We start from the raw sequence: 26,244 nt of genomic DNA, 5'->3' as shown, positions 1-26,244 counted from the left end.
TTTCGTGCCCTAAGGGCTAAAGGCCGTAAAGGGCGCGGTATTTGGCCTCGAGGTACTCCAGGAAAGCCCGGGCGGAAGGGGGCTCCCCCGTGACCTTTTCCACCAGGGCCCGGGGGCGGAGGCGGCTTCCTTCCTGGTGGATGTTCCTCCGGCTCCAGTCCAGAAAGGGCGCAAAGGCCCCCCGGGCAAACATGGGCTCCAGGGGGCCGAGGTCAGACTCAGCCTTCCGGAAAAACTGGGCGGCGTAGAGGTTGCCCAGGGTATAGGTGGGGAAGTAGCCGAAAAGCCCCCCGGACCAGTGCACGTCCTGCATGACCCCGTCCCTATAGTCCTTGGGGGCCACGCCCAGGTGGGCCCGGTACTTCTCCGCCCAGGCCTCGGGGAGGTCCTCCAGGGCAAGCTCCCCCCGGAAGAGGGCCAGTTCCAGCTCAAGGCGGACCAGGATGTGGAGGTTGTAGGTCACCTCGTCCGCCTCCACCCGGATGAGGGAGGGCTCCACGGCATTGATGGCGAAGTGGAACCGATCCAGGGAAACATCCCCAAGGCTGGGGAAAAGCTCCTTAGCCCGGGGGAAGAAGCGCTCCCAAAAGCCCCGGGAGCGGCCCACCAGGTTCTCCCAGGTACGGCTTTGGGACTCGTGGATCCCCAAGGAAACCGCCTCCCCCCTCGGGGTGCCCCAGTGCTCCTTGGGCAGGCCCTGCTCGTAGAGGGCGTGGCCCATCTCGTGCAGGGTGCCGAAGATCCCTGCGTTGAAGAAGTCCTCAAAGTAGCGGGTGGTGATGCGCACGTCCCCCGGGCCGATGGCGATCTCAAAGGGGTGGGCGGTGGGGTCCAGGCGGCCCGCCTCGAGGTCGTAGCCGCAGGCCCCTAGGAGCTCCAAGGCGAAAGCCCGCTGGGCCTCCTTGGGGTAGGTCCGGTGGAGGAGGGCGGCATCGGGGCGCCTAGGGCTTCCCAGGATGCGGTCCAAAAGCCCCTTTAGCCCCTCTTGGAGCTCGGCGAAAAGGGGCTTCAGGTCCCGGGCCCGCATGCCCGGCTCGTACCCGTCCAGGAGGGCATCGTAAGGCTCCCCATAGGGCGGGTCCCCAGGGGCAGGGGGGAGGGCGAAGAGGATCTCCGCCTTCTCCCTCGTGAGGCTGAAGACCCGTCGGAGATAGGGCAAAAAGCCCTCCCAGTCGTCCCTAGGCCGGGCCTCCTCCCAGAAGCTTTCCGCCTCGCTTTCCGCCTCGGCAAGCTCCACCGCAAGCCTTTCCGGGATGGCCCGCATCCGCTCGTAGGCCTGGCGCCACTCCCGCACGTTCACCGCCTCGTCGGAGAGGGGGTCTTGGACCAGGGGGCTCCCCTCCACCCTCTCCAGCCACGCCCCGATGCGGGGGTCGGTGGCCCGCTGGTGCAGGAGGCGGGCCAGGGCGGCCATCTGCCGCGCCCGGTGCTCGTGCCCTTTCCGGGGGATCATGGTCCGCTGGTCCCAGGCGGCCAGGGCCCCCAGGGAGGCCAGATAGGCGGTCTCCTTCTGCCAAGCGAGAAGCTCCTTATAAGCGTCTTCTGGTTTCACGGGTCCATCCTACCAAGAAGGCCTTGCGGGGGCCTTAAACCGTTGACCCCCGCCGGGGCGCGGGGGTAGACTGGCCCCGTAAGTATGCACTTGCTTACTGAGGGGGACCCCACCCGCCGCCGCCTCTTCCAAGCCGCCTTGGAGCTTTTGGCGGAGCGGGGCTACAAGGGAGCCACCACCCGGGCCATCGCGGAGCGGGCGGGGGTGAGCGAGGTCACCCTGTTCCGCCGCTTCCGCTCCAAGGAGGCCCTCCTGCGGGAAGCCCTGAAGGACCTGGCCCCGCCCCTCATCCCTCCCGACCCCCAGACCCCGGTGGAGGAAGGGCTCCTTAGGCTTCTGGAAAGCTACCTGGGCCTCCTCGAGGCCCACCGGGCCTTCCTGCCCAAGCTCCTCTCCGAGCTCCTGCGCCACCCCGAGCTGCGGGGCGAGGGGGTCCCGGAGGGAATCGTGGAGGCGCTGGGGCAGGTGGTGGGCTTTTTCCAGGCCAAGCAGGAAACGGAGGAACTGCGAAGGGACGAGCCCCCCGAGGAGCTGGCCCTGGCCTTTTTAGGGCCCCTCTTCGCCCGCTTCCTCCTGGGGGAGGCCTTGGGGGTGCGCTTCCCCCTAGACCCCGAGGCCTATGTTCGGGGATACCTGGAGGGCAGACATGGTCCACGCCGAAGAGGTTAGCCGGAGCTTTGGACAGGTGAAGGCTCTGGAGAGGGTGAGCCTCTCCGTGCGGCCGGGGGAGGTCTTCGGCCTCCTCGGGCCCAACGGGGCCGGCAAGACCACCCTGGTGCGCATCCTTACCGGGGTGCTTAAGCCCGATGGGGGAAGGGTCCGCGTGGCGGGCCTGGACGTGCTGAAAGACCCCCAAGGGGTCAAGGCCCGCATCGGCTACGCCACCCAGGAGCAGAGCCTCTACCGCACCCTCACCGTCTGGGAAAACCTCCTCTTCCGGGCCCGCCTCTACCGGGGGAAGGAGGCCAAGGCCCTGGCAGAGGAGGCCTTGGAGCGGTTCGGGCTTCGCCCCTACGCCCAGACCCTGGCCGGCCACCTCTCCGGGGGGTGGAGGCAACGGCTGGCCCTGGCCCAGGCGGTGGTCCACCGGCCAGAGGTGCTCCTCCTGGACGAGCCCACCACCGGGCTGGACCCCCTTTCCCGGCGGGCCATATGGGACCTCGTCCACCTCGAGGCCCAGCGGGGGGCCACGGTCCTGGTCACCACCCACTACATGGACGAGGCGGAGCGCTGCCACCGCCTGGCCCTCCTCCACCGGGGCCGGATTCTGGCCGAGGGCACCCCCATGGCCCTCAAGGCCCTGGCTCAAGAGCGGGCGGACTTCTACTTCGTCCAGGCCCCCCTGGAGGAGGTCCGGACCTGGGGCGGGGTGCTGGACGCCTGGCCCAGCGGCGAGGGGGTGCGGATCACGGTCAGGAAGGGAACCCCCATCCCCCGGGGGGAACGGGCCTTCCCCAGCCTGGAGGAGGTCTTCCTCCTCCTCACCCAGGAGGCGGCATGAACCGGATCCTAGCCCTGGCGGAAAAAGAACTCTTGGAGATCCGGCGGGACAAGGTCCTGCCGCGGCTCATCGTCCTCCTCCCCACCCTGATGCTCCTCCTCTTCGGCTACGCCATCAACTTCACCCTCACGGGGATTCCCCTAAGCGTCCACGACGGCTCCAAAGACCGCATCAGCGAAACCCTTCTCCAGGAGCTCACCCGGGAAGAGCGCTTCCGGGTGGTCCTCGAGGCGGCCACCCCAGAGGAAGTGAGGAGGAGCCTGGACCAAGGCCGGGCCCGGGTGGGGGTGGTCATCCCCCCTGGGGCCCTGGAAAAGGTGCGGGCGGGGGAAACGGTCCAGCTGGAGATCTACCTGGACGGCAGCGACCCCAACTTCGCCTTCCAGGCCCAGGCCCTGTTGCGCCGGGCCATCCAGGAGGTGAACGCGCGAATCCTCTTGGGCCGGGCCCTTTCGGGGGAGGCGGCGCTGCCCCCTCTAAGCCCCACCCTGCACACCCTCTATAACCCCGAGAACAAGACGGCCTGGTTCATGATCCCCGGGATCATCGGCCTCATCCTCACCCAGTTCACCGTACTCCTCACCGCCCTTTCCATCGTGCGGGAGGAGGAAAGCCGCATGATGGAAGCCCTCCTGGCCTCCCCCTTGCGCCCCCACGAGGTGGTGCTGGGCAAGGTCCTCCCCTACCTGGGCATCGCCTTCTTTGTGGCCCTCTTGGTCCTCCTCCTTGGGCACTGGGTCTTCGGGGTGCCGGTGCAAGGGAGCGTGGGGGTGCTCCTTATTGGGATGTTCCTCTTCGTCCTGGGCTCCTTGGCGGTGGGGGTTCTCATCTCCACCCTGGCCCGCACCCAGGTGCAGGCGGTGTTCGGCACCTTCGCCTACGCCTTCCCCACCATCTTCCTCTCGGGCTTCGTCTTCCCCATTGAGGGGATGCCAGCCTTCTTCCGCCTCCTCTCCTATTTGGTGCCCGCCCGGTACCTCATAGAGACCCTGAGGGGGGTGCTCCTTAAGGGCCAGGGGCTTGGGGTTTTGTGGCCCCACCTCCTTGCCCTCCTCCTCTTCTCCGGGCTGGTGCTCTTCCTGGCGGCCAAGAGGTTCCGCCGCCAGGTGGCGGTGTAGGAGGTGGCCGTGCAGAGGTTAGCGCTTGGGATGGTCCTATGGGGCGTGGCCTTGGCGGGAAGCCTCGAGGCCGGGGGGTACCTGGCCCAGGGGGCGGCCACCCCCACCCTGGTCCTGGAGGAGGGCCTGGGGGAGGCCCGTTTCAGCCTCCTCGCCCAGTGGCCCTGGCTGGGGGCGGGCCTGGAAGGGAACCTGGCCTTGGGGCCCCTGGGGTATGTGCGCTACGGGGGCCGGCTGGAGGGGGGTGAGGGCCTCGGCGGCCTCCTCTACGCGGAAGGGGGTGCAGGGCCTTTGGCCCTTTCCTTAAGGCTCGGCTACCGGCCTCAAAGCCACCCGCCCCTTTTCCCCGAGGGGGGGCTTTTCGGCCAGACCGCCCTTCGCTACCGGGCGGGGGAAGGGGTCGTGAGCGCCCTCTTAGAGTGGGGGGAGCCCCACCGGCTGGAAGGGAGCTACGCCCTCCGCCGGGAGGCCACCTACACCCTGGGGGCGGGCCTGGCCCCAGAGGGGCCCTACCTCTTCCTGGGCTGGAAGGGGGAGGTGGGGGAGGGGATGGACGTGCTGGACCTTGCCCTGCGCCTGGGGGGGATCACAGAGATGGAGGCCCGGCTTTTCCTCACGGACCTTAGCCTGGCCCTCACCCTGGCCTACCCTTGGCGGGGTAGCCTTTCCGCATGGGTGGGGGACCTGGGGGTGGAGGCGGGGTACAAGGAGGCCCCCTACCTCTGGGTCCGCTACGTTTGGAGGTGGATGGAATGAGAACCCCTTGGTGGCTCCTTTTCCTCTCGGCCCTGGCCCTGGCGCAAAGCCCCGAGGCCATCCTGGAGATGGTGGAGAAGAACCTCTCCACTCCGTGGCAGGCCGAGGTCCAGGGCCAGATCCAGGGCCCCTCCGGGGAGGAAACCCTGAGGGCTAAGGTCTACGCGGTGCCTGCGGAGAAGGTGTTCCGCATAGAGTTTCTAGAACCCGGCGCCCTGGAAGGGAACTTCACTGTGGTCACGGAGAAAGAGGTCTGGAACTACCTCTACCTCACCAACCAGCTCATCATCGCTCCCAAGGAGAAGGCCCAGGTCCAGAACCTAGGCTTTAGCCCCCAGGCCTTCGGCGACCTGAAGGCCCTTTCGGAAAAGGTGGCCTTCATCCTGGAGGGGGAGGAAACCCTCCCCGAGGGGGTGGTCTGGCGGCTTCGAGGGAAGGCCAAGGAACGCCTGGGTTTCCAGGAGGCCGTCCTCTACGTGCTCAAGACCGACCCGCGTCCCGTGCGCTTCCTCTTCCGGGATGAGGGGGGCAAGACCCTGGCCGATCTAAGGGTGGTGGCCCTCAAAAAGACCCCCCTCCGGGCCCAGGACCTGAAGCGCTACCCCAAGGACGCCCAGGTGGTGCGGCGCTGAGCACCCCATAGACGCCGCCAGGCTACCTTGACCTTTGTTCTGGGGCCTCCACCGAAGCGAAAGCCTCGGTGGGGTACTTAGCCCTCCGCGTAGAGGGGGGTGCTCAGGTACTTCCACCCCCCGTCTGGGCTGATGCAGGCCACCCGCTTGCCGGGGCCGAGCTCTCTCGCCACCTGCAATGCGGCCCACACGATCCCCCCCGAGCTCATCCCTAGGAAAAGCCCCTCCTCCCGGGCAAGCCTGCGGGCCAGGGGAAAGGCGTCCTCTTCCCAGACCTGGATGACCCCGTCCAGAAGGCTGAGGTCCAGGTTCTCGGGGATGAAGCCCGGGCCCATGCCCTGGAATTGGTGCTGGCCCATTTTCCCCCCGGAGAGCACGTTGGAGCGGGCGGGCTCCACCGCGTAGACCTTGACCCCGGGGATGCGCTCTTTCAGGTAGCGCCCCACCCCCGTGATGGTCCCCCCCGTGCCTGAGCCGTAGACGAAGGCGTCCACCCGCCCCTCCAGGGCCTGGTAGAGCTCGAGCCCCGTGGTCTCGTAGTGGGCGCGGACGTTGGCGGGATTGGCAAACTGGTCGGGCATGAAGGCCCCAAGCTCCTCCTTGAGCCTCAGGGCCTCCTCCCTCGCCGCCAGCATCCGCCTTTCGGGGTCGGTGAGGACAAGCTCCGCCCCGAAGGCCCTAAGGGTGCGCTTCCTCTCCTCCGACATCTGGGCAGGCATGGTGAGGATGAGCCGGTAGCCGCGGCTTGCGGCGATCATGGCCAGGCCGATGCCCGTGTTGCCGCTTGTGGGCTCCACGATGACCTGGCCCGAGCCCGGCCTTAAGAGGCCCCTTTCCTCCGCGTCCTTGATCATGTACCAGGCGGGCCGGTCCTTGATGGAGCCCCCGGGGTTTAAGCCCTCCAGCTTCACCCACACCTCGGCCATGTCCGGCTCCACCACCTTAAGAAGGCGCACCACCGGGGTCCTTCCGATGACCTCCTCCACCCGCATGCCTCCCACTATAGACCGGCCGGGTTTGGTAAAATGGGAGGAGCAAGCCTAAGCTTGCGAAAGGAAGCGCGATGAAGGTTGAACAGGACAAGGTCATCACCATTCGCTACACCCTCCAGGTGGAGGGTGAGGTTTTGGACCAGGGGGAGCTGGCCTACCTCCACGGCCACGGCAACCTGATCCGGGGCCTCGAGGAGGCCCTGGAGGGCCAGGAGGAGGGGGCGAAGCTCTCGGTCCGGGTGCCTGCGGAGAAGGCCTACGGCCCCCACGACCCCGAAGGGGTCCAGGTGGTCCCCCTTTCCGCCTTCCCCGAGGACGCAGAGGTGGTCCCCGGGGCCCAGTTCTACGCCCAGGACATGGAGGGCAACCCCATGCCCCTCACCGTGGTGGAGGTCCAGGGGGAGGAGGTCACCATTGATTTCAACCACCCCCTGGCGGGCAAGGACCTGGACTTCCAGGTGGAGGTGGTGAAGGTTAGGGAGGCCACCCCCGAGGAACTCCTCCACGGGCACGTGCACGAGGGCGGGCACCACTAAACCCTAAGCCGAGGCCGAGGTCAGGCCCCTTAAGGGCTTGACCTTTTTTCTTTTCCATGCCATGATAAGGAGTCCCCGGAAAACCCACGGGTTTTTGCGGACGAAGGAGAAGCATGAAGAAGGGTACCGTTAAGTGGTTCAACGCGGAAAAGGGGTACGGGTTCATCCAGCAGGAAGAAGGGCCCGATGTGTTCGTGCACTTCAGCGCCATTGAAGCCGAAGGCTTTCGCACCTTGAACGAGGGCGAGCAGGTGGAGTTTGAGGTGGAGCCTGGCCGGGGCGGCAAGGGCCCCCAGGCCAAGAAGGTCCGCCGCATCTAAAGGAGCCCTTTCCGCCCGCGGGGGTAAGCCCCCCGCGGGTTTTGCGTTATAGGCTTAGGGCATGCGCATCCTGGTGACCAACGACGACGGCATCTTCTCCCCAGGCATCAAGGCCTTGGGGCTGGCCATGGCCGCGCTGGGGGAGGTCTACGTGGTGGCCCCGGACGTGGAGCAGTCCGCGGTGGGCCACGGGATCACCGTGCGGCGCCCCTTGCGCTTTAAGCACACCCAAAGCGCGGGCTTCGGGGAGATCCCCGCCTACCGGGTGGACGGCACCCCCGCGGACTGCGTGGTGCTGGGGGTGCACCTTTTGAGCCGGCCCGATCTCTTGGTCTCGGGGATCAACATCGGGGTCAACCTAGGGCTGGACCTCACCCACTCGGGCACCGTGGCCGCAGCCCTGGAGGGAACCTCCCTGGGCATCCCCTCCATCGCCTTCAGCCTGGACACCTCCGGAGAGGAGCTGAACTTCACGGAGGCCGCCCGCTGGGCGGTGCGCATCGCCCGGCTGGTGGCGGAGGAAGGCCTGCCCAAGGGGGTGCTCCTCAACGTGAACTTCCCACCGGGGAAGCCCAAAGGGGTCATGGTCACCCGGCTTTCCACCCACCGCTACGAGGACACGGTGGTGGAGCGGCTGGACCCCGAAGGCCGGCCCTACTACTGGATCGCCGGGACCCCTGTGGGGGAGGAGGAGGAGGGGACGGACCTCTTCGCCGTGCGGCGGGGGTACATCTCCCTCACCCCCGTGAGCCTGGACTTCACCGCCTACGGCCTCCTAGAGAGGCTCGCCGCCTGGAGGGAGCGCCTCGAAGCGGACCTCCATCCCCTCCACTAGCCTGAGGGCCTCCCGGGCGTTTCCCCGGTTTAGGGCGATCTCCAAAAGCCCCCCACTTCCCAGGTAGGCCACGGCCTGGCCCACGGGCACATCCCCAAAGGTGCGGCGGATGGGGACCCTATGCCTCCCCACCCTAACCCACCCCCCCAGGGGGGCCTGGGTGAGGGTGGCGATGGCGTTCCCGAAGCGGTCAAAGGTGAGGACCTCCCCCCGGGGCCCGGGGCCAAGGGCGAGGGGCAGGCGCACCAGGGCTTCCACGGGGACCTCGGGCCCCAAGGCCTCCGGGGCAAGGCCCAAGGCCAGATGGGCCGCGGCGGGGGCGAAGCGGTCGCGGCCGTGGAAGGTGTGCCCCCCGGGGGCCCAGCCCAGAAGGGGGTCTATCCCTTGGGGCTTAGGGGGCCTTACCCCTTCCAGGCTGAAGGCCCTTCGGGGTGGGTCCAGGCGCCAGGCCAGGGTGAAGAGGCCGTTATCCGGGCCCACGTAGAGGCGCCGGCCTAGGGCGGCGATGGCCCGCCTTTCCGTTCCCACCCCGGGGTCCACCACCGCCAGGACCACCGCCCCTTCCGGCAGGTAGGGCAGGGCCTCAAAGAGGGCGTAGGCCGCCCGGCGCAGGTCGCCTGGGGGGAGGCCGTGGGCTAGGTCCACCACCCTGGCCCCTGGGGCCCGCGCCCGGAGGACTGCCCGCACCACCCCCGCGTAGGGGTCCTCGAGGCCGAAGTCCGAGAGGAAGAAGACGGGGCGCATGGCCTAAAGGCGCCGGAGCCAGGCAGGGGGGAAAAGGGCGAGGACCACCCCCGCCACCACAAACCCCAGGCCCAGGCCCAAGGTCCCCTGGACCCGGGGCCTAAGCCAGAGGAGGCCCGCGCTTAGGAGGAGGAGGAGCACCGTGGGCCCTGGAAGGAGGAGGGGATAAAGGAGGGCGGAAAGGTAGGGCCCAAGCTCGCGGTACCGCTCCCCGTAGGCCCGGGGCACGAGCCCCCGGAAGAAGGGCTCCATGAGGCTTAGGCCCAGGAAGGTGAGGAGGTGGAGGGGCAGGGTGGGAAGGCCGAGGAAAGGGCGCACCAGCCCAAACAGAAAGAGGAAAAGGAGGAGCAAAACCCCTACAGGAAACCCCTCGGTCCAGGCGGACCAAGGCCCGAGGAGACGGGGAAGAAGCGGACGGTGGAAAAGGAGCACCACCCCCAGGAGAAGAAGGCCGTAGGTCAAGTAGAAAAGGGGGAGCACCTCCCCCGCCTGGTGAGGGGTGGCCAGGGCGAAAAGGTTCCCGTACACGCCCTTGCCCCAGAAGAGGGCCACAGCCAGGGCCAGGGCCAGGACGGCCAGGGCCTGGAGGAGGAGGGTCCCCGGGCCCGGCCAGGCCTCGGGGACCATCTCCACCGTGCGCAGGGGCTCAATGCGGCTTTCCCCGTAAAGGACCAGGACCAAAAAGAGGAGCAGGGCCAAGAGCCAGGGCCAGGCCTTGGCCAGGAAGAGGGCGGGCAGGTTCACCACCCGGGCAAGCTGGCCCAAGGCGGCAAGGCCCCGGCCCCAGTCCCCCTGGCCCAGGTAGGCCCAGGTGAGGGTGGCGAGGGCCTCCCGGTAGAGGGCCGGGCTTTGGGTGAGGCGGGGGAGGACCTCCTCCAAAAGGGCCGCCGCCTCCCCAGGCCGGCCCAAAAGGAAGAGGAGCCGCCCCCGCAGGACCTCCTCCTCGAGGCCCATCCCAAGCCGGCCCAGGGCCTCCTCTGGCCGCCCCAGGGCCAGGAGGAGCCGGGCGGAAAGGAGGCGGACCTCCCCCGTGGGCGGAAGCCCCTCCGCCTCCTTCAGGGCCTCCTCGTAGCGCTTTAGGCCCTCCAGGGCGCGGGCCCTCAGGAAGCGCCCCTCGGGGGTTTCGGGAAGGGGCAGATCCAGGACCTCCCGAAACCGCCCCTCCAAGAGGTAAAGCCGCCCCCGGAGGAGGGGGGCCTCCGGATCCTCCCCCAGGCGCTCCAGGTGAGCCCGGGCCTCCGCCAGGTTGCCTTCCTCCAGGTGGATGCGCACGAGAAGCCTTAAGGCCGGCTTGAACCCAGGCTCGCTCGCCAGGGCCAGCTCGCAGGTGGCCCTGGCGCTTTCCAGGGCCCCGGTCTGGTAAAAACGCAGGCAGCGCGCGGAATACTCCTGGGCGGTTTGGGCCAGGGCCAAGCCCAACCCCACCGCCATCGCCCAAATGGCCCTCATGGCCCCCAGTCTACAGCCCCTTTAGGCTTGGACCTGGTATAATCCCGCCCGGGTGAACCCCATGAAGCGTTGGCCCCTGCTTATCCTCTTCCTGGCCCTGGCCTTGGCCCAGGGCTCCATCGGTAGCCTTTTGGATGCGGGCAGGTACCGGGAGGCCTACGAGGCGGGCCTGGGTGCGGGCACCGCGGAGGCCCTGGCCCTGGCGGCCCAAGCGGCCACCTTCTACGCCCTCTACCAGGCCCCCGAAGGGGAAAAGCGGGCCTGGTTTGAAAAGGGAGAGAAGGCGGCGAGCCAGGCCATCGCCAAGGACCCCAACTACCCCGAAGGGTACTTTGAGCGGGCCCGGGCCCTGGGGCGGCTTTCCCAGTACAAGGGGATCCTCGAGGCCCTGGCCGAAGGCCTCGCCCCCCGGATCCGGGGCGACCTGGAAAAGACCCTGAAGCTCAACCCCAACCACGCGGGAGCCATGGTGGCCCTAGCCCTCTGGCACTTTGAGCTGGTGCAGAAGGGCTGGCTGGTGGCGGCCACCCAAGGGGCGGACCGAGGCCAGGTGGAGCCTCTCATGCAAAAGGCCATCGCCCTGGAACCCGCGGTCATCATCCACCGGGTGGAGTACGCCAAGGTCCTGGCGGCTTGGGGCAAGAAGGAGGAGGCCAGAAAGCAGCTGGAGGTGGCCCTTTCCCTCCCCGCCAAGACCGCCGCGGACCGCTACGACCAGGAGCGGGCCCGGCAAGAGTTGGCCAAGCTGAAGTAAGTCCCTCCTGGACCCCCACCCAAGCGAAGGCTTGGGTGGGGTATTTTGCCCCCTCCCCAAGGGGGTGGGGGTTTGGTAGGCTTAAGGGAAATGTTCCGGGTAGGCATCCTCACCGTTTCCGACAAGGGCTCCCGGGGCGAGCGGGTCGACACCACCCACCTGGCCCTGCGGGAGGCCATGGAGGGGGGGCCCTACCAGGTGGTGGCCTACGAGATCGTCCCCGACGAGCCCCCCCTCATCAAGAAGGTCCTGAGGCTATGGGCCGACCGGGAGGGGCTGGACCTCATCCTGACCAACGGGGGCACGGGCCTCGCCCCCAGAGACCGCACCCCCGAGGCCACCCGGGAGGTCCTGGAGCGGGAGGTGCCGGGGCTTTCCGAGCTCATTCGCCTGAAAGGCCTGGAGAAGACCCCCATGGCCGCCCTCTCCCGGGGGGTGGCGGGGGTTAGGGGAAAAACCCTCATCGTGAACCTACCGGGAAGCCCCAAGGGGGCGCGGGAGTCCCTGGAGGCCCTCCTCCCCATCCTGCCCCACGCCCTGAGCCTCCTCACGGGCAAGCCCTGGCGGGAGGGGCACCATGAGTAGGGTCCCCGAGCCCTCGGTCTTCCTGGTGGTGGACGAGGCCAAAAGGAAGGTGCGGGAAAGGGGGCTAAGGGTCATAGACCTCTCCATCGGCTCCACCGACCTCCCCCCGCCCAAGGCCCCCCTGGAGGCCCTAAAGAAGGCCCTGGAGGACAAGAGCACCTACGGCTACTGCCTCAAGGCCTGCACCCTCCCCTTCCTCGAGGCCGCCACCCTTTGGTACCGGGCCCGCTACGGGGTGGCCCTGGACCCCGGGCGGGAAGCCCTGGCCCTCATCGGCAGCCAAGAAGGCCTGGCCCACCTCCTCCTGGCCCTCACCGAACCCCATGACCTCCTCCTCCTCCCCGAGGTGGCCTACCCCAGCTACTTCGGGGCGGCCAAGGTGGCCTCCCTGGATTGCTTCCACATCCCCCTGCGCCCTGACGGCCTGGCGGACCTAAAGGCCATCCCCGAGGAGGCCCTGAGGCGGGCCAAGGTCCTCCTCCTGAACTACCCCAACAACCCCACCGGGGCCGTGGCCGACTGGGGCTACTTTGAAGAGGCCTTGGCCCTGGCGGAGCGCTACGGCTTCTGGCTGGTCCACGACAACCCCTACGTGGACCAGGTCTACGAGGGGAAGGCCCCCTCTCCCCTGGCCCTGCCTGGGGGGAGGGCACGGGTGGTGGAGCTCTTCTCCCTCTCCAAGAGCTACAACCTGGCGGGCTTCCGCTTGGGCTTCGCCCTGGGGAGCCAGGAGGCCATCGCCCTTTTGGAAAGGGTGAAAGGGGTCATAGACTTCAACGCCTACGCGGGCATCCTGCGCATGGGGGTAGAGGCCCTCAAGACCCCCGAGGAAACCCTAAGGGCCTACGCCGAAACCTACCGGCGGCGGGCCCTGGCCCTGGCGGAGGCCCTTAGAGGTGCCCTGGACCTCCTTCCCCCTAAGGCCACCATGTACCTCTGGGGCAGGCTTCCCCAAGGGGTGGACGACCTGGACTTCGCCCTAAGGCTTCTGGAAGAGGGGGTGGCCGTGGCCCCGGGCCGGGGGTTTGGGCCCGGGGGAAAGGGGTTCGTCCGCCTGGCCCTGGTGCGGCCCGAGGCGGAGCTTCTGCAGGCGGCGGAGGCCATCCGGAAAACCCTCACTGCCAGCGCTCCTCGGGGGGAAGCCCCTTAAGGCCCCTCAGGACCTCCCCCACCAGGTAGAGGCTTCCCGCCACCACCACCCGGGGGGCCAAGGCCAAGGCCTTTTCCAGGGCCTTAAGGGGCTCATCCTCCACGTGGGCCCCGGGGAAGAGGGGAAGGAGGGCCTTTGGGTCTTGGCTTCTTGGGGAAGCGTAGCGGGTGAGGACCACGGGGCCAAGGCCCCTAAAGGCCTCGGCCAGAGCCGGGTGGTCCTTGTCCCGGGAGAAGCCAAGGACCAAGGCGGAGGGGAGAAGGCCGTGGGCCTGAAGGGCCGCCCTTAGGGCCCAGGCCCCTTCCGGGTTGTGGGCCCCGTCCAGGACCACCTCCCCGCCCTTCCCCAAGGGAAGGCGTTGCAGCCGCCCTGGGTTTTCCGCCCGCGCCACCCCCCGGGCCACCGCCTCCCGGCCCGCCCCCAGGAGGAGGCCCCCGAGGGCGGCCAGGGCCAGGTTCTCCGCCTGGTGGGGGCCGAGGAGGGGGGTCTTTAGGCTAAGGCGCTCCCCTCCCGCCTGCAGGGTGAAGGCCAGGCCCTGGGGAAGGGGGCACACCCCCTCCACGAAGAAGTCCTCCCCCAGGACGGAAAGGGGCGTGCCCCGGGCCCGGGCCTCCTCCTTTAGGGCGAGAAGCCCCTCCCCCCGGGCAGCGGTGAGGGCGGGTACCCCCTTGCGGAAGATCCCCGCCTTTTCCCGGGCCACCTCCCTCAGGGTGGGGCCCAGGACCTCCAGGTGGTCGTGGCCGATGTTGGTGACGATGGAAAGCTGGGGCTCCGCGGCGTTGGTGGCATCCAGCCTGCCCCCAAGCCCCACCTCCAAAACGGCGAACCCCACCCCCTCCCGGGCGAAGTGGAGGAGGGCGGTGGCGGTGGCGATCTCAAAGAAGCTCGCCCCCAGAGCCTCCGCGTGGGGGCGGACCTCCTCCAGGAGGGCGCGAAGGTGCCCCTCGGGAATCCAGGCCCCCTGAACGGCGATCCGCTCGCGGAAGTCCACCAGGTGGGGGCTGGTGTAAAGCCCCACCTTAAGCCCGGCCTCCTCCAGGATGGCCGCCAGGGCCCGGGCGGCGCTCCCCTTGCCGTTGGTCCCTCCCACCAGGGCCACAGGGTAGGCCCCTTGGGGGTCCCCCAGGCGGGCGAGAAGGGCCCGAACCCGCTCCAGACCCGGGCTAAAGAGGCGCTGCCGGGCGTAGAGCCAGGCCAGGGGGCCCATCAGCCCTGGAGGGCCTTCTGGCAGGCGGGGCAGAGGCCCCTATAAACCACCTCCGCCCCCTGGACCTCGAGCCCGGGGTAGGCCGCCCGCACCGGACGCAGGAGGTCGGGGAGGTCCACCTCCAGGTCCACGATCTCCCCGCACCGCTCGCAGACCAGGTGGTGGTGCGGGTGGAGGCGGGCGTCGTACCGGGTGGCCTCCCCTGCCCGGGTGATGGGGACCAGGTAGCCCTCCTCCACCAGGGCCTCGAGGGTGCGGTAGATGGTCCCCAGGCTTACGTTGGGCACCAGCTTGCGCACCTCCTGGTAGATCCAGGCGGCGTCGGGGTGGTGGTGGGCCTTCTGCACCACCTCCAGGACGGCCTTGCGTTGGCGGGTCAAGCGCTTCAGCGCCATCTACCGGCCACTATACCCCAAAGGGGGGCAAAACTCCAGTGAACCGCTCGCCTTTTGGGGTTAAAGGCTCTTGGCCAGGATCTCCCGCCCCCCCTGCTCCAGCACGTCCTGGGCGAGTTCCAGGCCAAGCTCCTCCGCCTCGGAGGCCTCACCCTCAATCTCCGCTCGCAGGAAACTCTTGCCATCGGGGGAGAGGAGGATGCCCTCCAGGCGCAAAAGCCCGTCCTCCTCCACCTGGGCCAAAGCCCCCACCGGGGCCAGGCATCCGGCCCCAAGGCCCTTCAGGAAGGCCCGCTCCGCCCGCACCCGGTCGTAGGAGGGGTGGTGGTGGAGGGCGTAGACGAACTCCTCCGCCAGGTCGTCCCCCTGGCGCACCTCCAGGGCCAAGGCCCCCTGGCCGGGGGCGGGGAGCATGACCCCGGGGTCTAGGAACTGGTCTATGCGGTTCCTGAGGTCCAGCCGGATGAGGCCCGCGGCCGCAAGGATGATGCCGTCGTACTCCCCGTTGCCGAGGGCGGCCAGACGGGTGTCCACGTTGCCCCTAAGGGGCCGCACCTCCAGGTCCGGACGGTGGGCGAGGAGCTGGGCCTTGCGGCGCACGGAGCTCGTGCCCACCACCGCCCCCGTAGGCAGGTCCTCCAGGCGCTTGTAGGTCTTGCCCAGGAAAACGTCCCGGGGGTCTTGGCGGCGGGGCACCGCGGCGATCTTGAGCCCTGGAGGTTCCTCCGTGGGCAGGTCCTTGAGGGAGTGGACGGCGATGTCAATCTCCCGGGCGAGGAGGGCTTCCTGCAGCTCCTTGACGAAGATGGCCTGCTCCCTGGGACTAGCCCCCTGGTCCCCCCGGGTCTTGATGGTCTTCACCTTGAACTCCGCCTCGGGCCAGCTCTCCTTCAGGCGCTCCACCACGAAGCGGGTCTGGGCCAGGGCCAGGGCACTCCCCCGGGTTCCCACCACGATGACGCGCATACTTTCCCATAGTACAAGACCGGAGGGCGGGCGGGGCCCTCCCCTTTAGACCCCTAGAAAGGCCTCAGAAGGGCACAACCTCCTCCTTGGGGCCGCCGTTCGGCCCCTGGAGGAGGGGTTCCCGGTCGGGGAGGAGGTAGGCGCGGAAGCCCTCGGCCTCGAGGAGGGGCAGGACCGCCTCGGAAACCCGCACCTCCCTCAAGGCGAAGACCGCCTCCCCAAAGGGCGCCTGGACCCTAAGGTAAAGGGGAAGGTCGCCAGGGTGCTCGTCCAGGAGGCTTTTCAAGTGGGCGATACCCCGCTCGTCCAAAAGGGCGTGGTCCGCCTCCACCTCTATGGCCCTCGGCATCTCCTGGAGCTCCTCGTAGGGCCAGACGGAAAGGGCCACCACCCGGAGGTTTTCCTCGGTGCGCTCCACCTCCGCCAGCACCAGGACAGGGAGGTCCTCCTTGAGCTTGGGGGAGACGAACTCGTAGAAGCGGCCGAAGGCCACCACCTCCTGGGCCCCCGTCTCGTCGGAGAGGGTGAAGCGGACCATCATCCCCCCACTCCGGGTGGGCTTGCGCACCACCTCCTCCACCATGCCCGCAAGGAGGAGCCGGGGCCGGCCGGGCCCCTTGGCAAACTCTTGAAGCTCCTCCAGGGTGCAGGTGGCGGTCTCCCTGAGGCCCGGGTAGCGGAGCACCGGGTGGCCGGAGACGTAGATCCCTAGGGCCTCCTTCTCGTAGCGCAGGCGGGTGATCTCGTCCAAGGGGGGGACGGAAAGAAGGGGGGGCTCCGCCACCTCCTGGAAGAGGCCCATCATCCCCGAGCGGGCCCTTTCCCGCTCCTGTGCCGCCCATTTGAGGAGGGCCTCGAGGGAGGCGAGGAGCCTCGCCCGGTCCCCAAAGGCGTCCAGGGCCCCGGCCTTCACCAAGGACTCTAGGGCCCGCTTGTTCACCACCTGTTCAGGGAGGCGCTTTAGGAAGTCCCCAAGGCTCCGATAGGGACCCCCCCGCTCCCTTTCCTCCAGGATGGCCCGGGCCGCAGCCTCCCCCACGTTCTTCACCGCGGAAAGCCCGAAGAGGATCTCCCCCCCCACCACCTTGAAGTCAAAGCCTGAGCGGTTCACGTCGGGGGGCAGGACGGGGATGCCCATGGCCCGGGCGTCCCGGATGTACTCCGCCACCTTGTCGGAATCGTGCCGCTCCACGGAGAGGAGGGCGGCCATGAACTCCACCGGGTAGTGGGCCTTCACGTAGGCGGTCTGGTAGGAAAGGAGGGAGTAGGCGGCGGCGTGGCTCTTGTTAAAGCCATAATTGGCAAAGGCCTCCAGCATGTCAAAGAGCCGGTTGGCCTCCTCCTCGGGCACCCCCCGCTCCGCCGCCCCCCGGACGAACCGGGCCCGGTGCTTCTGCATCTCCTCCACTTTCTTCTTCCCCATGGCCCTCCGGAGAAGGTCCGCCTCCCCCAGGGAGTACCCCGCCACCTGGGCGGCGATCTGCATGATCTGCTCCTGGTAAACGGGGATGCCGTAGGTCTCGTCCAGGATGGGCCTAAGGTACTTCTCCGCATGGGGGAACTCCGCGTAGTTCACCGGCTCCTGGCCATGGTGGCGGCGGATGTAGGTGGGGATGTGCTCCATAGGCCCCGGGCGGTAAAGGGACACCAGGGCGATGATGTCCTCCAGGCGCCTAGGCTTAAGCCCCCGCACCGTGGCCGTCATCCCCCCGGACTCCAGCTGGAAGACCCCCTTGGTCTCCCCCCGGGCCAGGAGGGCGAAGGTCTTGGGGTCGTCCAGGGGGAGGCGGTCGTAGTCCAGCTCCACCCCTTTGGACTCCTTCACGATGCGCTTGGCCTCGTCCAGGAAGGTGAGGGTCCTTAGGCCCAGGAAGTCCATCTTCAAAAGGCCCAGGGCCTCCACCGCCCCCATGTCGTACTGGGTCACCACCGCCTCCCCGCTGGTGTCCCGCATAAGGGGGACCAGGTCCGTGAGGGGCTCCGCGGCGATGACCACCCCGGCGGCGTGCACGGAGGCGTGGCGGTTCAGGCCTTCCAGGCGCATGGCCACCTCCAGCACCTCCCGCACCTTGGGGTCTTTTTCCATCTCCGCCCTGAGCTCCGGCACCACCTGGATGGCCTCCTGCAAGGGTTTGGGCTTGCCAAACTGCACGGGGATGAGCTTGGCGAGCTCCTCCGCCCTTTTATGGGGGATCCCGTAAACCCGGGCCACGTCCTTGAGGGCCGCCTTGGAGGCCAAGGTCCCCAGGGTGCCGATCTGGGCCACCTTGTCCTCCCCGTAGCGGGCCTTCACGTACTGGATGACCCGGTCCCGCTCCCGGTCGGAGAAGTCGGTGTCAATATCCGGCATGGACACCCGCTCGGGGTTCAGGAAGCGCTCAAAGAGGAGGCCAAAGCGCAAGGGGTCTATGTTGGTGATCCCCACCGCGTAGGCCACCAGGCTCCCCGCGGCGCTTCCCCGGCCAGGCCCCACGGAGATCCCGTTCGCCCGGGCCCAGTTGATGTAGTCCTGCACGATGAGGAAGTAGCCGGGAAAGCCCATCTTCTCAATCACGGATAGCTCATACAGGGCCCGGTGGAGGATGGCCTCCGCCGTCCATTCCTCCACGCCCTCGAGGGGGGGAAGCTCGGCCCTAAGCCCCTCCCACACCCCCCAGCCCACCTGGGCCAGGGCCTCCGCCATGGCCTCCCCGTCCCCGTGGGGGGGAAGGAGCCCCAGCCTGCGGAAGACCTCCCGGTAGAAGGCCTCGGTGATGCGGTCGGGGTAGCGCTTGAGGAGGCCCTTCAGGGTGAGCTCCATCAGGTACTGGGCCTCCGTGCGCCCCTCGGGGAGGGGGTAGCGGGGGATGCGGTAGACCATCTTGTCCCCGATGGGCAGGTCCACGTTGCACATGCGGGCGATCTCCACCGTGTTGTCAAAGGGCTCATCCCCCCACTCCTCCTTCGGGAGCACGGCCCGCATCTCTTCAGGGGTTTTCACGTAGAACTCGTCGCAGGGAAAGCGCCAGCGGTCCTCATCGTCCAGGGTGCTCTTGGACTGGATGGCGAGGAGCACCTCGTGGGCCCGGGCGTCCTCCTTGCGCACGTAGTGGCCGTCGTTGGTGGCCACCATCCCCAGGCCGTACTTGCGGGCAAACTCCTTGAGGACCGCGTTCACCTTCCCTTGCTCGGGGAGGCCGTGGTTCTGGATCTCTATGAAGAAGCGGTCCCCGAAGATGGAAAGGTACTCGTTTAGGCGGGCCTCCGCCAGGTCCAACCGGTCCTGGAGGATGAACTGGGGAATCTCCGCCCCCAGGCAACCCGAAAGGGCAATGAGCCCTTCCGCGTGCTCGCGGAGGATCTCCCGGTCTATGCGGGGCTTTTCGTAAAATCCTTCCAGGTAAGCCCGGGTGGCGAGACGCACCAGGTTCTGGTAGCCCTTGAAGTCCTTGGCCAGGAGGGTGAGGTGGAAGTAGCCGCCGTCCAGGCCCTTCCCCCGCTTGCGGTCAAAGCGGCTTTCCGCGGCCACGTAGGCCTCGTAGCCGATGATGGGCTTCACGCCGAGGGCCGTGGCCTTCTTGTAAAACTCCAGGGCCCCGAAAAGGTTGCCGTGGTCCGTCATGGCCAGGGCGGGGTCCTCAGGGGAGACCTCCTTCACCCACTGGAGGAGGTCGGAAAGCTTGGCGGCCCCGTCCAGAAGGGAATACTGGGTGTGCTGGTGGAGGTGGGCGAAGCGGAGCTTTTGGCCCATGGCTCCCCTAGTGTAAACTCCCCCTTGGGAGGTGGGGCATGGGGGTGCGGGAGGGCTCAGTCTTTACCCTAGAGAAGGCTCCACCCGAAGAGCAACCGCTCTACACCCTTAAGGAAGCCGCGCGCCACTTGGGGCTTTCCGAAGCCACCCTCCGCTCGTGGGTGCGCGGGCGGTCCTACCCCACGCGGGAAGGCGAGCGCCGTTCTCCTCCTCTTATCCACCCACCGGGGGAACTCCTTTCCTTCAACAACCTTATAGAGGCCAACGTCCTCGCCGCCCCACGGCAGGTTCATGGCGTATCTATGGCCCGGGTGCGAACAGCCCTGGAGCATGCACAGAGACTGGGGTATAAACGCCCTTTGCTCTTAGACCTGAAGGCGGGCCTGAGGGAAATCTTCATAGAGGAAGGGGGAAACCTCCTTGCCCTTTCCCGAGGCAGCCAGCTGGCCCTTCGGGAAATCCTGCAAGAGTACCTGGCCCGCGTGGAGAGGGACCCCAAAGGCCTACCCCTCCGGTTTCACCCCAGAGGCAAAGCACACCGGGTGCTTTTGGATCCCAGGGTGGCTTTTGGAAAACCTGTGGTGCGGGGGGTGCGTACCCAGGTCATCGCCTCCCGCTTTGAAGCCGGAGAAAGCCCGGAGAGCTTGGCAGAGGACTACGGCCTTAGCCTGCAAGAAGTTCGGGAAGCCATTCTCTTTGAAAACCTGGAGGGCTTACCCCAGGTGGCATGAGCCTGGTTTTCTTCTGTGACCGAAATCTCGGAAAACAATTTGGCCAAATAAGGGGCCTAGGCCTTGTGGTAGAACTTCACGATGAGCATTTTCCACCGGATCATCCCGACGAAGCTCTTCCTCTAGAGATTGCCGGGCGGGGCTGGATCCTTCTAACCTTTGACCACCGAATGCACCGCAACCCCGTGGAAAAGAGCACTCTGCTTCAAACCCAAAGCCGGGTTATCCTGCTGCCCCCGCCCAAGCATGGGAATTGGGCCAACGAGCTGGCCTCAGCCTTCCACCAAGCCCAAGGCAAGGTGGAGGCCTTTTTTCAACGCTATCCCCCACCGGTGGTGGCTCGCTTTGAGATTAACCTAAAGAAGGTGGGCAAAAGCCGCTTCATCTTGAGGAGGATTTTGTGACCCCAGGCGAGCTCCGGGAAGAGGTCTGGAACCTTCTCGCCCGCCACGACCTGGCCCTCCACCCCACCCCGCCCCATGGCCACCACCCCAACTTCAAGGGGGCGCGCCGGGCGGCGGAGCTCCTCCTGAACACCCCAGAGTTCCAAAGGGCGCGGGTCATCCTCGCGGGGATGGACGCCGTCCTGAAACCCTTGCGGGAGGCCGCCCTAAGGGGGGGCAAGGTCCTCCTCCTCCCCCACCCCGACCGGCCGAGGGCCTTCCTACGCCTCAAAGACCTAGACCCCAGGCGCCTAAAGCGGGTGCGGGAGGCCTACCGGTACGGGGAGGCGGTGGACGTGGAGAAGGAGCCCATAGACCTGGTCCTCATCGGGGCGGTGGCGGTGGACGAGGAGGGGGGTTGGGTGGGCAAGGGCTACGGCTTCCCCCAAAGCTGGCTTAGGGTGGAGGCCCCCTTCGCCACCCTGGCCCACCCGGTGATGGTCTACCCCAGGCTTCCCGTGGAGCCCGAGCGGCGGGTCCAGCTCCTCGCCACCCCGCACCGGCTCCTCCGGTTCTGAGGGTTCCCTGGGCTTTCCAAGGGAGGGGCGCTTGGGTATCCTCTTGGGGAAGAGGGGGACGATGCTGGAGGAAGCGCTTTCCGCCATACAAAACGCCCAGGACCTCGAGGTCCTAAAGGCCCTAAAGGCCCGCTACCTGGGCAAAAAGGGCCTCCTCACCCAGGCCCTTAAAGAGCTCGCCCACCTGCCCCTGGAAGAGAAGAGGCGGAAAGGGCAGGAGCTGAACGCCCTAAAGGAGGCCCTGGAGAAAGCCCTGGAGGAGCGGGAAAGGGCCCTGGAGGAAAGGGCCCTGGAGGAGGCCCTTAAAGGGGAGCGCCTGGACGTGACCCTCCCCGGGGCGCGCCTCTTCGTGGGGGGGCTCCATCCCATCACCCTCATCACCCGGGAGCTCCTTGGCGTCTTCCGCGCCCTGGGGTACCAGGCGGTGGAAGGCCCCGAGGTGGAGAGCGAGTTCTTCAACTTTGATGCCCTGAACATCCCCGAGCACCACCCCGCCCGGGACATGTGGGACACCTTCTGGCTGGAGCCCTCGGAGGCCTTCACCCTAAGGGGCCCCTGGGGGGAGAAAGCGGAAGGGAGGCTTCTCCTTCGCACCCACACCTCCCCCATGCAGGTGCGCTACATGGTGGCCCACACCCCCCCTTTTCGCATCGTGGTGCCGGGGCGGGTCTTCCGCTTTGAGCAGACGGACGCCACCCACGAGGCGGTCTTCCACCAGCTGGAAGGCTTGGTGGTGGGGGAGGGGATCACCATGGCCCACCTCAAGGGGGCCATCTACGAGCTGGCCCAGGCCCTCTATGGCCCAAAGTCCCGGGTGCGCTTCCAGCCCATCTATTTCCCCTTCGTGGAACCGGGGGCCCAGTTCGCCCTCTGGTGGCCCGAGGGGGGGAAGTGGCTGGAGCTTGGGGGCGCGGGGATGGTCCACCCCAAGGTCTTCCAGGCGGTGGACGCCTACCGGCAAAGGCTGGGCCTTCCCCCCGCCTACCAGGGGGTCACGGGCTTCGCCTTCGGGCTTGGGGTGGAAAGGCTCGCCATGCTCCGCTATGGCATCCCCGACATCCGCTACTTCTTCGGGGGCCGGCTTAAGTTTCTGGAAGCCTTCCCCCCCCCCTCATGAGGGTGCCCTTCTCCTGGCTTAAGGAATATCTGCCCGAGCTGGAAAGCCCCGAGGTCTTGGAGGAACGCCTTGCGGGCTTGGGGTTTGAGACGGACCGGATGGAAAGGACCTTCGCCCTGCCGGCCGGGGTGGTTTTCGCCCGGGTCCTCGAGGCCCACCCCATCCCCGGCACCCACCTAAAGCGCCTCCTCCTGGACGCGGGGCGTGCGGTGGAGGTGGTCTCGGGGGCGGAAAACGCCCGGGAAGGGATAGGGGTGGCCCTGGTCCTCCCGGGGACGGAGGTGGGGGGGATGCGGATCGGGGAGCGGGTCATCCAAGGGGTGCGCTCCCACGGCATGGCCCTCTCCCCCAAGGAGCTTGGGGTGGGGGAGTACGGCGGGGGGCTTCTGGAACTCCCTCCGGACGCCCTCCCCCCAGGGACCCCCCTGGCCGAGGCCTGGCCCGAGGAGACCGTTTTGGAGATTGAGGTCACCCCGAACCGCCCGGATGCCCTAGGGCTTCTCGGCCTCGCCCGGGACCTCCACGCCTTAGGCTACGCCCTCCACATTCCCGAGTTCCCCCTAAAGACCGAGCCTGTCCCCCCTCCCTTCGGCCTAAGGGTGGAGGACCCCGAGGGGGCCCCCCGCTTCACCTTGGGCTACGCTTTCGGCCTAAGGCTAGGCCCAAGCCCCCTTTGGCTCCAGCGCCGCCTCTTCGCCGCGGGGATGCGCCCCCTCCTGAACGCGGTGGACGTGACCAACTACGCGATGCTGGAGCTCGCCCAGCCCATGCACGCCTTTGACCTGCGCTTCATTGGGGAGGGGATCCTGGTGCGGCGGGCCCGGCCGGGGGAAAGGCTAAGGACCCTGGACGGGGTGGAGCGGACCCTCCACCCCGAGGATCTGGTCATCGCCGCCTACCGGGGGGAGGAGAGCTGGCCGGTGGGCCTTGCGGGGGTCATGGGCGGGGAGGAGAGCGAAGTGCGGCCGGACACGGAGGCCATCGCCCTGGAGGTGGCCCGCTTCCACCCCCTCTTCATCCGCAAGACCGCCCGCCGGCACGGCCTGCGCACAGAGGCCAGCCACCGCTTTGAGCGGGGGGTGGACCCCATGGGCCAGATCCCGGCGCAGCGGCGGGCCCTGGCCCTCCTCCAGGCCCTCACGGGGGCCCGGGTGGCGGAAAGGGTGCTGGAGGCGGGGGAGGACGAGGCCCCTGGCCCCATTCCCTTTAGCCCCGAGCGGGCGAACCGCCTTCTGGGCACGACCTACCCAGAAAGGGAGCAGCTGGAGGCCCTAAGGCGCCTGGGCTGCCTCGTGGAAGGGGAAGGCCCCTATAGGGTCACCCCCCCAAGCTGGCGGCTGGACCTTAGGGGGGAGGAGGACCTCATAGAGGAGGTGGCCCGGCTCCAGGGGTACGAGACCATCCCAATGGACCTCCCCGCCTTCTTCCCCGCCCCGGACAACCGGGGGGCCGAAAGGCCTTACCAGAAGGAGGAGGCCCTAAGGGACCTCCTTGCGGGCCTGGGCTTCCAGGAGGTCTACACCTATAGCTTCATGGACCCAAAGGACGCCCTCCTCTTCCGCCTCCCCCCGCCCCCCTTGCACCTCAAAAACCCCCTGGCCCCGGAGAAGGCCGCCCTCCGCACCCACCTCTTCCCTGGGCTCGTGCGGGCCCTGAAGGCCAACCTGGACCTGGACCGGTTGGAGAGGGCGCTGGTCTTTGAGCTGGGGCGGGTCTTCCAGGAGGAGGAGAGGACCCACCTGGCGGGCCTCCTCCTGGGGGAGGGGGTGGGGCTTCCCTGGAAGGGGGAGGCCCTTGGGGGGTACTACCTCCTTAAGGGGTACCTCGAGGCCCTCCTGGCCCGGATGGGCCTGGGGCTTGCGGTGGAGCCCCACCCCTTCCCCTTCCTCCACCCCGGGGTTTCGGGGCGGGTCTTGGTGGAGGGCCAAGGGGTAGGGTTCATGGGAACCCTCCACCCCGCCATCCAGAAGGCCTTGGAGCTTCCCCCGGTGCACCTTTTTGAGCTCACCCTCCCCCTTCCCGAAAAGGCCTTCCGCTTCCAAGACCCCTCCCGCCATCCCCCTGCCTTTCGGGACCTGGCGGTGGTGGCCCCGGAGGAGACCCCCTACGGCGAGGTGGAAAAGATCCTGTTGGAGGCCGCGGGGCCCTACCTGGAAGAGCTTTCCCTCTTTGACCTCTACCAGGGCCCGCCCCTCAAGGAGGGCACCAAGAGCCTGGCCTTCCACCTCCGCTTCCGCCACCCCGAGCGCACCCTGAAGGACGAGGAGGTGGAGGAGGCCATGGGGCGGATCCTAGCCGCCCTAAGGGCCCGGGGACTGGACATCCGGGGGTAAACTGAGGGCATGCTCACCTGGGTGGACCTCCTGGCCCTCCTGAGCCTGAGCCTGGGCCTGGCCCTCGGGGTCCGGGTTGGCCTCCCCTTCCTGGGGGCGGGGCTTGGGGTCTTGCTCTACCTCCTCCTGGCCACGGCGGGGCTTGGGGGGTGGGGGTGGGCCCTGGGGCTTGGCCTCCTCTTGGGGGCGCTTTCCAAAAGCCTCCCCCTTCCCCCCCTAAGCCCTCTCTGGGAGCGGGTCCTTGGGGGGCTGGGCGGAGGGGTGCTGGGCCTCTTCCTGGCCCTGGTGCTCTGGACCGCCTTCCCCTTTGAGGTCCTGCCTGGGGCGGGGGTGCGCTACCCAAGCCTCCGCCTCCCCACCCCGGTGTACGAGGGGGTGGGGCAGAGCCCCTTTGCCCGGGCCGCCTTCCGCTGGGCCTGGGAGACCCCTTGGGCGCGGAAGGCCTTGGGGCTTGACCGCCACCCCTAAAGGGCCAGGACGCGGGAAAGGGCGAGAAGATCCCGGCGGATGTCCTTCCTCCGCTCCACCGCCTCCTTGAGGGGGGTGATCTCCACCTCCCCCTCCACCTCCCCCACCATGACCCCGCTGGCCCCTCCCGTGAGGGCCTCCACCGCCGCGGCCCCCAAGCAGCTCGCCAGCACCCGGTCCTTGGCCGTTGGGGAGCCCCCTCGTTGGATGTGGCCCAGGACCGTGACCCGGGCCTCCAGGGCCATGTGGGCCTGGATGGCCTTTAGAAGCCCCAAAGCCCCTTCAGGGTAGGCCCCTTCCGCCACCACCACGATGGAGCTGGTCTTGCCCCGGGCCTGGGAGGCGGCCAGGGTTTCGGCCACGGTCTTGGGGTCCAGGGGCTCCTCAGGCAGGGCGATGACCTCCGCCCCCCCCGCCAGGCCCACCTCCAGGGCGATGAAGCCCGCGTGGCGCCCCATGACCTCTATGAAGAAGACCCGCTCGTGGCTTGCTGCGGTGTCGCGGATGCGGTCTATGGCCTCGAGGGCGGTGTTCACCGCGGTGTCAAAGCCGATGGTGTAGTCCGTACCGTAGAGATCGTTGTCTATGGTGCCCGGCACCCCCACCACGGGGATGCGGTGCTCCTCCAAAAGGCGCATGGCCCCCCGGAAGGTCCCGTCCCCCCCGATGGCCACCAGGCCCTCTATCCCCGCGGCCCTCAGCTTCTCTGCCGCCTTGGCCCGGCCCTCCTCCGTCATGAACTCCTGGCTCCTCGCGGTGAGGAGGATGGTCCCCCCCCGCTGGAGGATGTTGGCCACGTCCCGCACGCCCAAGGGGAGCATCTCCCCCAGGATCATCCCTGCGTAGCCCCGCCGGATGCCGATGACCTCCACGCCCAAGGCGTAGGCCTGGCGCACCACAGCCCGGATGGCCGCGTTCATCCCCGGGGCATCCCCGCCGCTTGTGAACACGCCGATTCGCTTCATTCCTCCTCCATGGCCATTCGGTAAGCCTCGTTCCGGGAAAGGCCCCGCTCCACCAAAGCCTTCACCAGCGCCTTCCCCTCAAGCCCCTCCCTCCTTAGGGCCTCCAGGAGGGCCCGCCCCTCCGGGGGCGCCTCCTCCTTGGGGGCCAGGACCAGGACGAACTCCCCCTTGGGCTTTTGGAAATGGGCCAAGGCCCCCTCCAGGGTGCCCCGGTAGACCTCCTCGTGGAGCTTCGTAAGCTCCCGGGCCACGGCCACGGGGTGATGGGGGCTGTAGACCGCGAGGAGGTCCTCCAGGGTCTTTCGCAGGCGGTGGGGGCTTTCGTAGAGCACCGCGGTCCGCCCCTCCCGGGCCAGGGCCTCGAGGCGGGCCCTCCGCTCCTTCCCCCCCTTGGGCAGGAAGCCCTCAAAGGTGAAGCGGTGGGTGGGAAGGCCCGAGACCACCAGG

Annotated in this window: 27 protein-coding genes and 1 pseudogene; 18 read left to right on the top strand and 10 right to left on the bottom strand. The window is 68.1% G+C overall.

Going from position 1 to position 26,244, the window contains the following annotated elements:
- Positions 1-16 precede the first annotated feature (16 nt).
- Positions 17-1,552, bottom strand: coding sequence for a carboxypeptidase M32 (locus WKI94_RS03615; protein ID WP_337844415.1), 1,536 nt, complete (start codon positions 1,550-1,552; stop codon positions 17-19).
- 84 nt (positions 1,553-1,636) lie between these two features.
- Here WKI94_RS03615 and WKI94_RS03610 point away from each other — a divergent pair, with 84 nt between their 5' ends.
- Genes WKI94_RS03610 through WKI94_RS03590 form a run of 5 tightly spaced genes read left to right on the top strand, consistent with a single transcriptional unit; the run spans position 1,637 to position 5,559 of the window.
- Positions 1,637-2,221 (top strand): TetR family transcriptional regulator, encoded by a 585-nt coding sequence (locus WKI94_RS03610; protein WP_337844414.1) that lies wholly within the window; start codon positions 1,637-1,639, stop codon positions 2,219-2,221.
- Positions 2,199-3,053, top strand: coding sequence for a heme ABC exporter ATP-binding protein CcmA (gene ccmA, locus WKI94_RS03605; RefSeq protein ID WP_337844413.1), 855 nt, complete (start codon positions 2,199-2,201; stop codon positions 3,051-3,053). Before WKI94_RS03610 ends, ccmA begins: the two co-directional genes overlap by 23 nt.
- Positions 3,050-4,171, top strand: coding sequence for an ABC transporter permease (locus WKI94_RS03600; protein ID WP_337844412.1), 1,122 nt, complete (start codon positions 3,050-3,052; stop codon positions 4,169-4,171). Before ccmA ends, WKI94_RS03600 begins: the two co-directional genes overlap by 4 nt.
- 9 nt (positions 4,172-4,180) lie before the next feature.
- On the top strand, positions 4,181-4,927 hold the full coding sequence (locus tag WKI94_RS03595) for a hypothetical protein (RefSeq protein ID WP_337844411.1): 747 nt from the start codon (positions 4,181-4,183) through the stop codon (positions 4,925-4,927).
- Entirely contained in the window at positions 4,924-5,559 is a 636-nt protein-coding gene (locus WKI94_RS03590) for an outer membrane lipoprotein carrier protein LolA (protein ID WP_337844410.1), read from the top strand. Before WKI94_RS03595 ends, WKI94_RS03590 begins: the two co-directional genes overlap by 4 nt.
- A gap of 77 nt (positions 5,560-5,636) precedes the next feature.
- Here WKI94_RS03590 and cysK read toward each other — a convergent pair whose 3' ends face one another.
- Entirely contained in the window at positions 5,637-6,551 is a 915-nt protein-coding gene (cysK, locus tag WKI94_RS03585) for a cysteine synthase A (protein ID WP_337844409.1), read from the bottom strand.
- Between the two features lie 71 nt (positions 6,552-6,622).
- Between cysK and WKI94_RS03580 the strand changes: the two genes are divergently transcribed.
- The 3 genes from WKI94_RS03580 to surE all read left to right on the top strand — a co-directional run bounded on the left by WKI94_RS03580 (position 6,623) and on the right by surE (position 8,242).
- A complete protein-coding gene (locus tag WKI94_RS03580; RefSeq protein WP_337844408.1) occupies positions 6,623-7,087 on the top strand; it encodes a peptidylprolyl isomerase in 465 nt (154 codons plus the stop codon).
- Between the two features lie 113 nt (positions 7,088-7,200).
- A complete protein-coding gene (locus WKI94_RS03575; protein ID WP_337844407.1) occupies positions 7,201-7,407 on the top strand; it encodes a cold-shock protein in 207 nt (68 codons plus the stop codon).
- A 61-nt stretch (positions 7,408-7,468) separates the two neighbouring features.
- Positions 7,469-8,242 (top strand): 5'/3'-nucleotidase SurE, encoded by a 774-nt coding sequence (gene surE, locus WKI94_RS03570; RefSeq protein WP_337844406.1) that lies wholly within the window; start codon positions 7,469-7,471, stop codon positions 8,240-8,242.
- On the opposite strand, the gene WKI94_RS03565 is transcribed toward surE, so the two are convergent.
- Positions 8,183-8,986: an SAM-dependent chlorinase/fluorinase gene (locus tag WKI94_RS03565; RefSeq protein ID WP_337844405.1), complete on the bottom strand. Its 804-nt coding sequence runs from the start codon at positions 8,984-8,986 to the stop codon at positions 8,183-8,185. The genes surE and WKI94_RS03565 overlap by 60 nt on opposite strands.
- Positions 8,987-8,989: 3 nt before the next feature.
- A complete protein-coding gene (locus tag WKI94_RS03560; RefSeq protein ID WP_337844404.1) occupies positions 8,990-10,435 on the bottom strand; it encodes a tetratricopeptide repeat protein in 1,446 nt (481 codons plus the stop codon).
- Positions 10,436-10,496: 61 nt separating this feature from the next.
- Between WKI94_RS03560 and WKI94_RS03555 the strand changes: the two genes are divergently transcribed.
- The 3 genes from WKI94_RS03555 (at position 10,497) to WKI94_RS03545 (ending at position 12,924) form a co-directional block, all read left to right on the top strand.
- Entirely contained in the window at positions 10,497-11,189 is a 693-nt protein-coding gene (locus tag WKI94_RS03555; RefSeq protein ID WP_337844427.1) for a hypothetical protein, read from the top strand.
- A gap of 90 nt (positions 11,190-11,279) precedes the next feature.
- The gene (locus WKI94_RS03550) at positions 11,280-11,774 is read left to right on the top strand and encodes a MogA/MoaB family molybdenum cofactor biosynthesis protein (protein ID WP_337844403.1); all 495 of its coding nucleotides are present in this window, start codon (positions 11,280-11,282) and stop codon (positions 11,772-11,774) included.
- A complete protein-coding gene (locus WKI94_RS03545; RefSeq protein ID WP_337844402.1) occupies positions 11,767-12,924 on the top strand; it encodes an aminotransferase class I/II-fold pyridoxal phosphate-dependent enzyme in 1,158 nt (385 codons plus the stop codon). Before WKI94_RS03550 ends, WKI94_RS03545 begins: the two co-directional genes overlap by 8 nt.
- Here the strand turns inward: WKI94_RS03545 and WKI94_RS03540 are convergent.
- The 4 genes from WKI94_RS03540 to dnaE all read right to left on the bottom strand — a co-directional run bounded on the left by WKI94_RS03540 (position 12,890) and on the right by dnaE (position 19,222).
- A complete protein-coding gene (locus WKI94_RS03540; RefSeq protein WP_337844401.1) occupies positions 12,890-14,131 on the bottom strand; it encodes a folylpolyglutamate synthase/dihydrofolate synthase family protein in 1,242 nt (413 codons plus the stop codon). The genes WKI94_RS03545 and WKI94_RS03540 overlap by 35 nt on opposite strands.
- Positions 14,131-14,526, bottom strand: a complete 396-nt coding sequence (locus tag WKI94_RS03535) for a transcriptional repressor (RefSeq protein WP_337844400.1) — start codon at positions 14,524-14,526, stop codon at positions 14,131-14,133. Before WKI94_RS03535 ends, WKI94_RS03540 begins: the two co-directional genes overlap by 1 nt.
- 60 nt (positions 14,527-14,586) lie before the next feature.
- Complete coding sequence (hemC, locus tag WKI94_RS03530) at positions 14,587-15,492, bottom strand: hydroxymethylbilane synthase (RefSeq protein ID WP_337844399.1); 906 nt, start codon at positions 15,490-15,492, stop codon at positions 14,587-14,589.
- A gap of 64 nt (positions 15,493-15,556) precedes the next feature.
- On the bottom strand, positions 15,557-19,222 hold the full coding sequence (gene dnaE, locus WKI94_RS03525; RefSeq protein ID WP_337844398.1) for a DNA polymerase III subunit alpha: 3,666 nt from the start codon (positions 19,220-19,222) through the stop codon (positions 15,557-15,559).
- Positions 19,223-19,260: 38 nt separating this feature from the next.
- Between dnaE and WKI94_RS03520 the strand changes: the two are divergent.
- From WKI94_RS03520 to WKI94_RS03490, 7 genes and pseudogenes are all read left to right on the top strand, one after another.
- A pseudogene (locus WKI94_RS03520) lies at positions 19,261-19,488 on the top strand (helix-turn-helix domain-containing protein); the annotation flags it as partial.
- Positions 19,489-19,581: 93 nt separating this feature from the next.
- A complete protein-coding gene (locus tag WKI94_RS03515) occupies positions 19,582-19,953 on the top strand; it encodes a DUF433 domain-containing protein (protein ID WP_337844426.1) in 372 nt (123 codons plus the stop codon).
- Positions 19,950-20,357 carry a hypothetical protein gene (locus WKI94_RS03510; protein ID WP_337844397.1) on the top strand — a complete coding sequence of 136 codons (408 nt, stop codon included), beginning with the start codon at positions 19,950-19,952 and terminating at the stop codon, positions 20,355-20,357. The genes WKI94_RS03515 and WKI94_RS03510 overlap by 4 nt, the downstream gene beginning before the upstream one ends.
- Entirely contained in the window at positions 20,354-20,914 is a 561-nt protein-coding gene (locus WKI94_RS03505; RefSeq protein ID WP_337844395.1) for a 5-formyltetrahydrofolate cyclo-ligase, read from the top strand. The genes WKI94_RS03510 and WKI94_RS03505 overlap by 4 nt, the downstream gene beginning before the upstream one ends.
- 61 nt (positions 20,915-20,975) lie before the next feature.
- A complete protein-coding gene (gene pheS, locus WKI94_RS03500; RefSeq protein WP_337844394.1) occupies positions 20,976-22,031 on the top strand; it encodes a phenylalanine--tRNA ligase subunit alpha in 1,056 nt (351 codons plus the stop codon).
- On the top strand, positions 22,028-24,364 hold the full coding sequence (gene pheT, locus WKI94_RS03495; protein ID WP_337844393.1) for a phenylalanine--tRNA ligase subunit beta: 2,337 nt from the start codon (positions 22,028-22,030) through the stop codon (positions 24,362-24,364). Before pheS ends, pheT begins: the two co-directional genes overlap by 4 nt.
- Positions 24,365-24,373: 9 nt before the next feature.
- Positions 24,374-24,832, top strand: coding sequence for a hypothetical protein (locus WKI94_RS03490; RefSeq protein ID WP_337844392.1), 459 nt, complete (start codon positions 24,374-24,376; stop codon positions 24,830-24,832).
- Here the strand turns inward: WKI94_RS03490 and pfkA are convergent.
- Together pfkA and WKI94_RS03480 are read right to left on the bottom strand one after the other, a co-directional pair.
- On the bottom strand, positions 24,829-25,797 hold the full coding sequence (gene pfkA / locus WKI94_RS03485; RefSeq protein WP_337844391.1) for a 6-phosphofructokinase: 969 nt from the start codon (positions 25,795-25,797) through the stop codon (positions 24,829-24,831). The genes WKI94_RS03490 and pfkA overlap by 4 nt on opposite strands.
- Positions 25,794-26,244: SAM-dependent methyltransferase (locus WKI94_RS03480; protein WP_337844390.1), on the bottom strand; the 451-nt coding region annotated here is incomplete at its 5' end. The genes WKI94_RS03480 and pfkA, both read right to left, overlap by 4 nt.

This window comes from Thermus sp. (assembly GCF_037444525.1).
GTDB lineage: Bacteria > Deinococcota > Deinococci > Deinococcales > Thermaceae > Thermus.
The sequence above is the reverse complement of the archived record's forward strand: the minus strand, read 5'-3'. Positions and strand labels throughout refer to the sequence as shown.